Below are 12,400 nucleotides of genomic sequence, written 5' to 3' on the forward strand. Positions count from 1 at the left end.
ATTTTAAAGCATCCTGATTAAATATCCTTCTGAGGGCGAAGCTATGGTATCGCAAATCCAACCGCCGACCCAGCCAGAGGTCATCTACCCAGATAGTGACGGACAACCAGTAGCTAATAATACCATACAGTTTGGCTGGATTGTAGAAATTAAGCAGAATTTAGACTGGCTATTTGCCGACGATCCAAATGTATTTGTCGCCGGGGATTTATTTTGGTATCCGGTAGAGGGACGCAACAAAATTGTTAACGCCCCAGATGTGATGGTGGTATTGGGTAGACCAAAAGGCGATCGCTTGTGCTACCAACAATGGAAAGAAGAAGGAATTGCACCACAAGTGGTGTTTGAAATTCTTTCTCCCAGCAACACCCAAACTGAAATGGACAAGAAATTACTTTTCTACGATCGCTATGGCGTGGAAGAGTACTACATTTACGATCCCGATCGCAATAATTTGCATGGATGGTTGCGTAATGAAGACGGTTTAGATGTCATCCCCCAAATGGAAGATTGGGTCAGTCCTCGGTTAAAAATTCGCTTTGCTCCATCATCAGAGGGTTTACAGTTATATCGCCCTGACGGAGAACGGTTTTTAACTTACACAGAAATTTCTCGCAACGCTGAACAAGAACGACAACGGGCTGAACAAGAACGACAACGGGCGGAACTTGCAGAACAAGCCAGAAGAGATGCCATACCCCGATTGTTGCAAATGAATTTGAGCATTGAACAGATTGCCCAAGCTTTGGGATTGTCAGTGGAAGAAGTGCGAACCCTTTCTCAGGAGTAGTGCCGCGTGAAATTTTTTAATCGGGGGCATTGCTGAATCAAGGCATGATTCTTGTAGGGTGGGCGTCTCGCCCGCCCTGAAATACAAGGGACGATGGCGAATTATTACTGTGGGGTTTGGAGTTAGCAGCAAAAAAACGGCAGCGTGCAGAGAGATTAACCGCTCAGTTAAAAGCGCTGGGAGTAGAACCGGAGGTTTAACTCGGAACTTCGACCTTTTTACTCGGCCGTTCGTGTTCAGAACTCGGAAGTTCGACCTTTTTGCTCGGCCATTCTTGTTTGGAACTCGGAAGTTCGACCTTTTTGCTCGGCCATTCTTGTTTGGAACTCGGAAGTTCGACCTTTTTGCTCGGCCATTCTTGTTTGGAACTCGAAACTTCGACCTTTTTGCTCGGCCGTTTGTGTTCAGAACTTGAAACACCAAGTTTATAACTGCGATCGCATCTCTAATTTACCGAGCGATCGCCTTTGGCTGTAGATTTCAGCTTAGAATCACTGCAACAATTAGGTTATAAAGTGCGATCGCATTTCTAATTTACCAAGCGATCGCTCTTTTTGAATATTAACTCGCCATAACTCCCTCATTTCCCCGGTTGGTGAGCGTTCGCGTAGCGTCTCGTAGAGAAGTCGAACCACATCCCCCTCATCTCTACTGCCTTGGACACACCTTAGCCGCATTAGGATGGCTAGCCAAATAACCCTTAAGCCAACTGCAACCCTGTGCTAATAAATCATCAAGATTCAGATTCCACAATTTGATCGTGTTGTCACCACTGGCAGAAGCTAAAGTTTTGCCATCCGGGCTGAAGACGACGCTGTAGACCAAACTTCTATGCCCACTCAGGGTGGAAATTTCTTTGCCCGTGTCCCGATTCCACAATTTGATCGTGTTGTCACCACTGGCAGAAGCTAAAGTTTTGCCATCCGGGCTGAAGACGACGCTGTAGACCAAACTTCTATGCCCACTCAGGGTGGAAATTTCTTTGCCCGTGTCCCGATTCCACAATTTGATCGTGTTGTCATTACTGGCGGAAGCTAAAGTTTTGCCATCCGGGCTGAAGACGACGCTGTAGACCAAACTTCTATGCCCACTCAGGGTGGAAATTTCTTTGCCCGTGTCCCGATTCCACAATTTGATCGTCTTGTCATCACTGGCGGAAGCTAAAGTTTTGCCATCCGGGCTGAAGACGACGCTGTTGACCAAACTTCTATGCCCACTCAGGGTGGAAATTTCTTTGCCTGTGTCCCGATTCCACAATTTGATCGTCTTGTCATCACTGGCGGAAGCTAAAGTTTTGCCATCCGGGCTGAAGACGACGCTGTTGACCGAATCGCTATGCCCACTCAGGGTGGAAATTTCTTTGCCTGTGTCCCGATTCCACAATTTGATGGTCTTGTCAGCACTGGCGGAAGCTAAAGTTTTGCCATCCGGGCTGAAGACGACGCTGTTGACCGAATCGCTATGCCCACTCAGGGTGGAAATTTTTTTGCCTGTGTCCCGATTCCACAATTTGATCGTCTTGTCAGCACTGGCGGAAGCTAAAGTTTTGCCATCCGGGCTGAAGACGACGCTGTTGACCGAATCGCTATGCCCACTCAGGGTGGAAATTTTTTTGCCTGTGTCCCGATTCCACAATTTGATCGTCTTGTCCCAACTGGCGGAAGCTAAAGTTTTGCCATCCGGGCTGAAGACGACGCTGTTGACCGAATCGCTATGCCCACTCAGGGTGGAAATTTCTTTGCCTGTGTCCCGATTCCACAATTTGATCGTCTTGTCAAGACTGGCGGAAGCTAAAGTTTTGCCATCCGGGCTGAAGACGACGCTGTAGACCAAACTTCTATGCCCACTCAGGGTGGAAATTTCTTTGCCCGTGTCCCGATTCCACAATTTGATCGTGTTGTCATTACTGGCGGAAGCTAAAGTTTTGCCATCCGGGCTGAAGACGACGCTGTAGACCAAACTTCTATGCCCACTCAGGGTGGAAATTTCTTTGCCCGTGTCCCGATTCCACAATTTGATCGTCTTGTCATCACTGGCGGAAGCTAAAGTTTTGCCATCCGGGCTGAAGACGACGCTGTTGACCAAACTTCTATGCCCACTCAGGGTGGAAATTTCTTTGCCTGTGTCCCGATTCCACAATTTGATCGTCTTGTCATCACTGGCGGAAGCTAAAGTTTTGCCATCCGGGCTGAAGACGACGCTGTTGACCGAATCGCTATGCCCACTCAGGGTGGAAATTTCTTTGCCTGTGTCCCGATTCCACAATTTGATGGTCTTGTCAGCACTGGCGGAAGCTAAAGTTTTGCCATCCGGGCTGAAGACGACGCTGTTGACCGAATCGCTATGCCCACTCAGGGTGGAAATTTTTTTGCCTGTGTCCCAATTCCACAATTTGATCGTCTTGTCAGCACTGGCGGAAGCTAAAGTTTTGCCATCCGGGCTGAAGACGACGCTGTTGACCGAATCGCTATGCCCACTCAGGGTGGAAATTTCTTTGCCTGTGTCCCGATTCCACAATTTGATCGTCTTGTCCCAACTGGCGGAAGCTAAAGTTTTGCCATCCGGGCTGAAGACGACGCTGTTGACCTCAGTGCTATGCCCACTCAGGGTGGAAATTTCTTTGCCTGTGTCCCGATTCCACAATTTGATCGTCTTGTCCCAACTGGCGGAAGCTAAAGTTTTGCCATCCGGGCTGAAGACGACGCTGTTGACCGAATCGCTATGCCCACTCAGGGTGGAAATTTCTTTGCCTGTGTCCCGATTCCACAATTTGATCGTCTTGTCAAGACTGGCGGAAGCTAAAGTTTTGCCATCCGGGCTGAAGACGACGCTGTTGACCAAATTGCTATGTCCTTCAAGGCGATTTTGTTCACGAATATTTAGCAGAATATTCTGTAAACTAAACAAAGGACTATAAGCAGGATAATCTGCTAGAGATTTTTGATCCTTAACCAGAGTTTTTAGTTCTTCCGCACTTTGCATTGCTGACAGCAGCCCCTCTATTTCCCTTGAAAGTACAAACTCCCGCAATGCAGCAGTTCCGTCTCGTTCCAATCGCGTAGCCGTTAAAGCAATTTTTCTGGCAGCATCTGCCTTCTTTAGTTCCTCAAGAGAAGTTTTACGGGCATTGACAGCCGCATTTAGATCAATTTGAGCTTTTTGTAATTGTTGTCGCGCCTGCTGTTGTTCTTGCCTTGCCCGATTTAATTCTGCAATAGCTTTTTCACGCTGCTGTTGTGCCTCTTGCCGTTGTTGAATTGCTTGGTTTGCCTGTACTTCAGCTTGACTAGCCTTTGCGCTAGCTGCTATCACTTTGTTTTGGGCTAGTTTCAGATTTCGCTGTGCCTGATTCACTTTGACATTTGCTGCATTCAGTTGTGAAGTTGCGTTACTAAGATTCCGTTTTACCTGTGCTGCCTGTTTTGATATGCTTTGATTGTCGCGTGAAATTTTTTTATTGTCTGCCGAAATCTGTTGGTTCTTTTGCTTAGTTGCTGCGGTTTCTGTTTTTGCTTTTTCTAATTCTGTTTGGGCTTTATCTGTTTGTGCCTTTGCTGTTCGCGCTTGCCCTAATTGATATTGAACCAATATTAATGATGCAACTGCCCCCAGCACAGTCAGTCCTAACACCACAGAACCAATGCGAATCCGTTGATTAGCTTTGTAGTTCGCCTCTGCTAAAACTTTCTTTGCCTGTTCCTCTGCTTCCAGCCTTTTCTGCACATCACGCTTTTCTAACTCTTGGCTAGCAGCTAAAAACTGATAGTCCAAATCACTCAAACTTTTACCTACTGCCCATTCTTGGGCATCTTGCAAAGTCTTTCCCCGCAACAACCGCGACTCATCTTGACGTTGCGACTCAACCCAGGCATTAAATGTATCGGAGTAGGGGCGCAAGTTTGCTAAAATCTTGTCGCACCATTCCTGCTTAAACACCTCTGTGTAAATCCGGTTATAAATTCGCAGTTTTCCCTCCCGCTTCACCACCAAACCCGTCAGCCGCAGTTCCATTTCTTCAGGACTATCATCAGCTACTATCTCTCCCTGCTGCAAAATCTGCTGATACAACCCCAACAATCGCCCAGTCCTCTGTTCCCCACTCTGCAAAATTCTGTCTCGAATTGTCTTCAAATGCTCCGGCTCATCTTGCGTCTCCCAATTCTCAATAATCCCCTCGCGTACCAACTCTTCCACCCAGTCCGCATCCCCTAGTCCCCAATTCCTAGTCTCCAGTCCCCCATGTACCAGCAACTTACAAACTTTTTGCGTCAAAAACGGCTGTCCCCCCGTCCAATCCAGCACCACTTGCATCAACTCTTGAGAATCACCCAGTTCTGCCAATCCCTGTGCCAATGGTTCCGCCTCTAGGAGTTTAAACCCAGTTAAATCAATTGCCTGTCCAATATTAAAAGGTGTCCGGCGTTTGTCTTGAATCAAATCTGAAGGTGTAGATACGCCAATCAAAGCAAAGGTGAGGCGATTATATTCAGGATGGTCTGCTCGTCGGTTATAGCAATCGCGGATAACGGCAAAAAAGTCATCCAAGTTGAATGAAAGACTCAGAATGCTGTCAATTTCATCAATAAAAATAACAATCTTTTCAGCAATTTTTTTTAATAAAATAGTTTCAAGAAACTTGCTCAAACGCTGCACTGGTGAAAGCAACCCATTATCATTCCACCAAGTATCTAAATCAAAAGTTGTAAAAATATTCAAACTTCCCACCAGAGTATCAATCACCCCGGCATACCACTGTTCTGGGGTAATATCTGCCGTCCCAATAGCTGTAAAATCAACAACAGCACAAGCAAATCCCTCTGTTTGCAACTGCTGCATTACCTGCACCCGTAAGCTAGATTTCCCCATCTGCCGGGAATTGAGTACATAACAAAAATCCCCAGCCTTCAAGCCTTCATAGAGGTCACGATCAGCTTGCCGTCTAACATAAGTTGGTGCATTTTGAGGTAGACTACCACCGACTTGATATTGGTACTGGGTCATAAACAAAAAATTAAATTATGTAGGTTGGGTTGAGGAACGAAACCCAACATTTTGCGGGGTTTGTTGGGTTTCGCAAAGCCTCAACCCAACCTACAATTATTATTAACTACAAGATTACGAATTACGAATTACGAATTACGAATTAAACCAGCTAGGCGTTTTAACACTTTTACAACAGTATGTAGGTCATCTCCACGATTGAGCGACAGTGTGTAAGATAATGCATATCTTGGTGTATCCTGTTTCGTCAACTTAATAAATTGAAATTCTCGACCATTGGTTACAAAACCAAATGTAGGTTTATCATTACCAGAATTAGCCAACATATAAGCTAATGCTTGAGAAATTCCTACCTCCAAAGAATATTCTGCTCGTTTTTCCTCAATAACGAGAACCCAAAATGGAGGATGAAACACCAAAATATCAATACGTCCTCTAATAATTGTGCCTTCGTCTTCAGAAGAAATTCTGACCTCTTCTTCCGACGCAATGTAAAAAGGCGCTTGATAAAAACCTGCTAGACGCAATAGTGGAGATAGCACCACCATTTTGACTACAGGTTCTAAAATTTGGTAGCGGGATAAATGCAAATATTCTGCCTTGACTTCGTTGAGAGATTGCTTTTCTAAGTCACTCAACTCAGGTAAATCTTGCTGCCACTCTAAAAAAAACTGTTCGTTGTCTGCACGTTGTAGCCCAAATTGATCGATTAATTGGGCTAGGGTGATATCTCTTCCTTGAATAACTTGAACCATTTTTGATCCTTTTTGCTAAATGCTAATTGGAGATGAAAGTCATATTGCACTCCTAATGTAGTTTTTTAATTTTTAATGCCCAAGCGATCGCCGAAAATATTGACGGTACAATTCACACAGTGGCACTACTTGATTACCTTGAAACTTAACTAACCCCATACTGCGGAGTTTAAATGCTTCAGTTATACCGACATCCACAGACCGATTTGCCATCATCACTTGTTTGACCGCAGCTAGCAATTCTGCATCCTCTTGCAAGTTCAGCCAATGGCGGCGCAGATGGTCACTGTAAGGGCCTTCCTCAGTTGCCGCGATTTTTTGCAAATTTTCCAGCGTTATCCGACCACGAGCAATTTCATAAAGCGCTACCCGCACTAAATAAGGATGACCTCCCACGAGTGTGATTAATTCTTCAATTTGTGAGTCAGTCCAATTGAGTCCGTGACGCTGTACTAAGTCTTGTATTTGTGTTTGATTTAAGTCTAGTAACTCAATAGGTAAACCGACATTAAAAGGTGACTGATTAATATTGAGCGGGATATAAACTTCCTTAGAATGCACAATTACCAACCGGAGATTTTTCCAAACTGTCTCATTTTTTGACCGCTCATGCCAAGCTCGTAGCAATCCAAAAAAATCAGCCGCAATTTTGGGATGCTTGAAGACTTCATCAACTTCATCCAAACCCAAAGCTACGGGGTTATTAATTGTGGGTAATAAATATCGTTGAAAGTAATTTGTACATTTATTCTTACTACCTAAAACACCTTTCCAATACTCGTCTAATTTATCGGATAGATTCAGTTCGTAGGTAATGGTGGCGCAGAACCACTGCAAAAACCGATCTAAATTGCCAAGGAATTCTGCATCGGCTGATTGGAAATTCACGGGTACAGTGTGATAGCCATGTTGACTAGCATGATGGAGAACCCTTGACATGAGCGAAGTTTTGCCCATCTGCCGGGGAGCTTTGATGCGAATTAAGGCCCCTGGTTGAAGAATCGCTTCATAACAGTCTACCTCAATAGGCGATCGCTCCACATAAAAAGCAGAGTTTAGAGATACCTGCCCTTCTGGATTTTCTAAGGAGACTGCTGGTTTTATCTCGGTATTTGGAATCGTTTCGTTAGCAGAGATAGCAGCTTGGGGATTGTTCCGACTTTTCAGCACTGGGGTGGAAGACTCTGGAATACTTTCTAAATCAATCGCACTACAGCCAAACTCATAAGCATCCTCATAAGACCTATCAGCACCCAGTGCATCATAAAAGCCTACCGCAAATTTAATTGCGGCGCGATCGCCAATTGCCCGATTCATCCCAACCACGCAATTAATGTGTTGGTGAATTGCCTCAGCTTGTACCTCGCTATAGCAAGCATTTAATAAAATACACTCAATTTTGTCTTTAAATAGTTTAAATAGCCTTGCTAGTGACTCTGTACTCACCAGCTGCATTTGCCCTGTAATATTTTCCAAGGCTAAACCTTGATTTCCTCCCCCATGTCCTGAAAAATGGATAATATGAGGATTATGATCTAAAAGCGCCCGCCGCAAGTCGTCAGGGCGTACTGCCCATTTAGTAATCAGTTCAAACTTATCTCGGCTGCGAGAGCGTTGCAACCCTTCCTGAATTTCCCTTACTTCCTCATCCAAGCGGAGTTTGTCTGTCGTTGTGGGATTAGCTGACACAATCAGGATTTTTTTCACAGCGCTATCAACTATTGAATGCAGTCTTCTGGCTTAGATGTAGTTTACTACAGCAGATAACTACACAATTACTGATAGTGCATTACCGTTAATGAGTCTTTTAGCTCCATTAATGAGCCTTTGAACTCCGTTAATGAGTCTTTTAGCTCCATTAATGAGCCTTTGAACTCCATTAATGAGTCTTTTAGCTCCATTAATGAGCCTTTGAACTCCATTAATGAGTCTTTTAGCTCCATTAATGAGCCTTTGAACTCCATTAATGAGTCTTTTAGCTCCATTAATGAGCCTTTGATACTCGTGAAAATGACAGCAATTTTTACAAGCGTGGAATACACATAATTTTAGGGGCACAATATATTGTGCCCCTACGCGTATAGTCTATTCAATTGAAAACCACTACGCACATCAAGCTCCATTTCACAGATTATACAAGTTTGATTCTGTCAAGGTGCAATTAAAAGATTAAGATCCACTCACCCAGATTGTTAGCCCCATTTTTACCCTGCCTGGGCTAAGACATATAGGCAAAAAGGTGAAATTATTATCACCTTTGCGCTAGCCAATCGACAATCTGGGCATTGACAACATCTGGAACCTCATCGTGAGGACAATGACCGGCATTGGGAATGGGGACAATTTTGATATCTTTGCCATTCTCCCGTGCCTTTTCGTAAATCTTGGCCCCAGTAATTGGTGTCCAGGGGTCGTCAGCACCCCAAATTACTAATAAAGGACGTTCTACTTTGGGCAAAAGTTCCTCTGGGCTTGGACCAGGAGGCGCTGTGAGAATAGATGCGAAGACTTGTTGCGCTCCTGGGTCGCAAGAGGGAGTATAAAGTAAATCAACTAATTCATCGGTGACGGCTTCACGGTTTCGGTAAACTTGATAGAGGGTGCGGCGAATTTGGGCTTTTTGGCGGATGCGGTTATAGACAAATTTACCTGTAATTGGCGATCGCACAAACCGATTAAAAGCTGCCATCACAATCCGTAGCGGTGGGTTCAATTCGTGAGGACGATGGCTCAAACCACCCGCAGAGTTAATTAAAATACCACCAGCAGCAATTTCTGGATGTTCTACCAGTACTATTAAGCTCAAAAGTGCGCCGATAGAGTTGCCAATAAATACAGCTGGTTCCTGGATGTGTGCTGTGCAGAAATCTTTCAGCAGTTCCACCCAAACTTCTACACTATAATCAATGGGCGCTTTATCGGAACCACCAAAACCCAAAAGGTCTATGGCAAATACCTGGTAGCCAGCATCAGCTAAAACCGGGATATTTTTGCGCCAGTGTCCAATGGAAGCGCCAAAGCCGTGAACCAGAACCAAAGGGCGTCCTGTACCCATGACAGTGTACTGAATTTTGTAACCCTGCCAATTCCAAATGAATTTTTCAAAGGCATCTTGAGTTGGAAGTTGTTGTGTAGTTACAGTCATTAATAAGATTCATAAAGTGTTTCTTCAAATATAGTAATGTTCTCTGAGCGAAATAGTGCTGAGTAACGAGTGCTGTAGATGGATAGCGAGGCGTTTAGCCTATGCTGACGACTAAAAAAGCAATAATCACACTCAGAACTCCTGAACTGATAACTCCTAACTCATAACGTCATAACTCAGCACTCACTGCTGAAAGCTGTAACCCAGGTAATTCTCCTCCTCGCGGTGGTAGTAACGATGAAGATGGACGAATTCCTGGTAAGAAGTAATACCATTTTTTTAAGAGACGCGATTAATCGCATCTCTAGCTCGCTCAACTGTAAAACTAATTTCCTGACCATAGGAAATTTCTAGTGTATGACCATCTGGGTCTCGAAGATAAGCCCAGTAACCAACTGGATAACCCCAGTCATTTGGCCCAGCCAGCAGTATTTCCTCATTGCGTGCCTCATTGCAGAGGCGATCGATTTCCCCGCGATTCTGATAAGCTACCCCAAGATGGGATTGTGGTAAGAGTGCGCCTTCTACTTTAGGTACTTTAATTAGGACAATTACAAAAGGTCTAGTCAAGTCACTAATCCAAGCAACATCTGATTGAGTTGCTCGATCGATGCGATGATGCACGACTGTCATCTGGGCATACTTTGCATAAAATGAGATACTTGCATCAACATTACTAACTGCAAGTGCAATGTGAGTAAAACCAAGATCGGACATTAAAATAACTCCGTATATAGAGGTTGACCGGACGAATGTAGGTATTGGACTGAGTGCTTACTAAGCAAGCTGACACGATTGATAATGAAGATAGGCGTTATCTTCACAAAATTTATGTTTTTAACTTGGTTCGACAGTAATTCTTGGCTGCTGGAAATCGGCGGGAAACGAATACTAATTGACCCTTGGCTGGTTGGTTCGTTGATTTTCAGCAATTTGGAATGGTTGTTTAAAGGTTCGCGATCGCAAAATCGCCCAATCCCAGATAATATTGATTTGATCCTGCTATCTCAGGGTTTAGAAGACCATGCTCACCCACCAACGCTCAAGCTGTTAGATCGCAGCATCAAGGTTGTAGCTTCTCCCAATGCCGCTAAGGTAGTACAGCAGTTAGATTACACCCAAGTAACAGTATTGGCTCATGGTGAAACTTTCACTTTAAATAATCAAGTAGAAATCAAGGCTTTCCCTGGCTCTCCAATTGGCCCGACTCTGGTAGAAAATAGTTATCTCCTCAAAGAATTGGAGAGTGGTTTAACTGTATACTATGAGCCTCACGGGTATCATTCTCCACAACTTCAGCAATCTGCACCTATCGATGTAGTGATTACACCGTTTATTGATATGACGCTACCTTTTCTTGGGTCGATTATTAAAGGGCAAAATAGTGCTTTAGAAGTCGTCAAATCATTACAGCCTCAAGTAATAATACCTACTGCTGCTGGTGGAGATGTGTCCTTTGAGGGCTTGCTGATGAAACTCATTCAAACTAAAGGAACTGCTGAGGAATTTCGTTCGTTATTAGAAAAGAATAATCTTTCGACGCAGGTACTTGAGCCAAAACCAGGCGATCGCTTTGAACTACCATTAGAAAAACGAGCATTGGCAGTTTAAATTCGAGAATAGATATTGCTTGCCATGTTAGTTTAATAACATGGCAACTACTAATTTTTTTCCATAGCTGAATTATCTTGCATATACACTTCTCTTATCGGAAAAGGAATTTGAATTCCTGCTTGCCGATAGCGTTTGTGTAATTTTTTGACAAATAGATGTTTACCAATTCGTTGATCGAAATATTCGCTTACCCGCATATAAAGCGTAAAATCTATACTAAAATCATTAAAAGTATGAAATCTGATATATGGTTCACTATCTTTTAATTCCGGTGCAATTTCTTGCATGACTTCTTTAGCAACTTCTACAGTAACTTTTTCAACTTGTTCCAAATCGCTATCATAACTTACGCCTACATCCATTGTTAAAGTGATTTCTTTTGCAGGTAAATGATAGTTGGTGAAAATAGCCGAAGACAACTTAGAATTGGGAACAATGACTACATTATTGGAAATTTCTTTAATGGTCGTATTTCGCCAAGAAATATCTATAACATATCCCTCATGTCCAGCATCTAATTTTACATAGTCACCGGTTCTAACTTGCTTAGAAATAATTAAGTAAAAACCAGAAAATAAATTTGCAAGTGTGTCTTGAAGTGCCAAACCAACTGCTAGACCACCAATACCTAAAGTTGTGACGATCGGGGTAATTTGAACACCCACAGTTTGCAGTATGATTAATGTTCCCAAAACTAAAACAGTAATTTTAGCCAGGTTAGAAATTAGTGATGTGGGAACCCCTTCGGCTCTGCGAATAAATAAATTCACAAAACCAGCAGTCAGTTTGGCTAAGACTAAAGTTATTGAATATAGAAATGCCATCGTCAGAATTTTTTGCAGTACTATGGCAACATTTGGCTTGAGGGGAGCGCTCAGAACTGCCCAAAAAAAACCGCCAATGACAAACCAAAGAAAAGTCATCCGGTGTAGAGAGTGAAATATAATTTTACTCCCGACAACTCGTTTATTAGTCACGAATGTTTCTAGTTTTTTGAAGATAACTTTTTCACCGATTATTCCAGCCAGAAAGCCAGATAGAATAAACACTATTGGCGTAATCCATTCGATCATATCAATTTTAAATTTGGAATTT

At 43.4% G+C, this 12,400-nt stretch carries 10 protein-coding genes; 2 read left to right on the forward strand and 8 right to left on the reverse strand.

The window, feature by feature from the left end; all coding sequences use genetic code 11:
* The first annotated feature begins 43 nt into the window (after window positions 1-43).
* Entirely contained in the window at window positions 44-790 is a 747-nt protein-coding gene (locus ACR5KR_RS12200) for a Uma2 family endonuclease (RefSeq protein ID WP_448266706.1), read from the forward strand.
* A 503-nt stretch (window positions 791-1,293) separates the two neighbouring features.
* Here ACR5KR_RS12200 and ACR5KR_RS12205 read toward each other — a convergent pair.
* The 7 genes from ACR5KR_RS12205 to ACR5KR_RS12235 all read right to left on the reverse strand — a co-directional run bounded on the left by ACR5KR_RS12205 (window position 1,294) and on the right by ACR5KR_RS12235 (window position 10,408).
* Window positions 1,294-1,425, reverse strand: coding sequence for a hypothetical protein (locus tag ACR5KR_RS12205; RefSeq protein ID WP_448266707.1), 132 nt, complete (start codon window positions 1,423-1,425; stop codon window positions 1,294-1,296).
* 13 nt (window positions 1,426-1,438) lie between these two features.
* A complete protein-coding gene (locus ACR5KR_RS12210; protein ID WP_448266708.1) occupies window positions 1,439-5,791 on the reverse strand; it encodes an AAA-like domain-containing protein in 4,353 nt (1,450 codons plus the stop codon).
* Window positions 5,792-5,919: 128 nt separating this feature from the next.
* The gene (locus ACR5KR_RS12215; RefSeq protein WP_448266709.1) at window positions 5,920-6,546 is read right to left on the reverse strand and encodes a type I restriction endonuclease; all 627 of its coding nucleotides are present in this window, start codon (window positions 6,544-6,546) and stop codon (window positions 5,920-5,922) included.
* Window positions 6,547-6,618: 72 nt separating this feature from the next.
* Window positions 6,619-8,253, reverse strand: coding sequence for an AAA-like domain-containing protein (locus ACR5KR_RS12220; protein ID WP_448266710.1), 1,635 nt, complete (start codon window positions 8,251-8,253; stop codon window positions 6,619-6,621).
* Between the two features lie 68 nt (window positions 8,254-8,321).
* Entirely contained in the window at window positions 8,322-8,531 is a 210-nt protein-coding gene (locus ACR5KR_RS12225) for a hypothetical protein (protein WP_445626304.1), read from the reverse strand.
* A gap of 266 nt (window positions 8,532-8,797) precedes the next feature.
* Window positions 8,798-9,691, reverse strand: a complete 894-nt coding sequence (locus ACR5KR_RS12230) for an alpha/beta fold hydrolase (protein WP_448266711.1) — start codon at window positions 9,689-9,691, stop codon at window positions 8,798-8,800.
* Between the two features lie 279 nt (window positions 9,692-9,970).
* Window positions 9,971-10,408 (reverse strand): VOC family protein, encoded by a 438-nt coding sequence (locus ACR5KR_RS12235; RefSeq protein ID WP_448266712.1) that lies wholly within the window; start codon window positions 10,406-10,408, stop codon window positions 9,971-9,973.
* Window positions 10,409-10,522: 114 nt separating this feature from the next.
* On the opposite strand from ACR5KR_RS12235, the gene ACR5KR_RS12240 reads away from it, so the two are divergent.
* Window positions 10,523-11,302, forward strand: a complete 780-nt coding sequence (locus ACR5KR_RS12240; RefSeq protein ID WP_448266713.1) for an MBL fold metallo-hydrolase — start codon at window positions 10,523-10,525, stop codon at window positions 11,300-11,302.
* Window positions 11,303-11,352: 50 nt separating this feature from the next.
* On the opposite strand, the gene ACR5KR_RS12245 is transcribed toward ACR5KR_RS12240, so the two are convergent.
* Complete coding sequence (locus tag ACR5KR_RS12245; RefSeq protein ID WP_445626300.1) at window positions 11,353-12,378, reverse strand: mechanosensitive ion channel family protein; 1,026 nt, start codon at window positions 12,376-12,378, stop codon at window positions 11,353-11,355.
* Window positions 12,379-12,400: the final 22 nt, after the last annotated feature.

The organism is Nostoc sp. DSM 114159 (assembly GCF_053470285.1).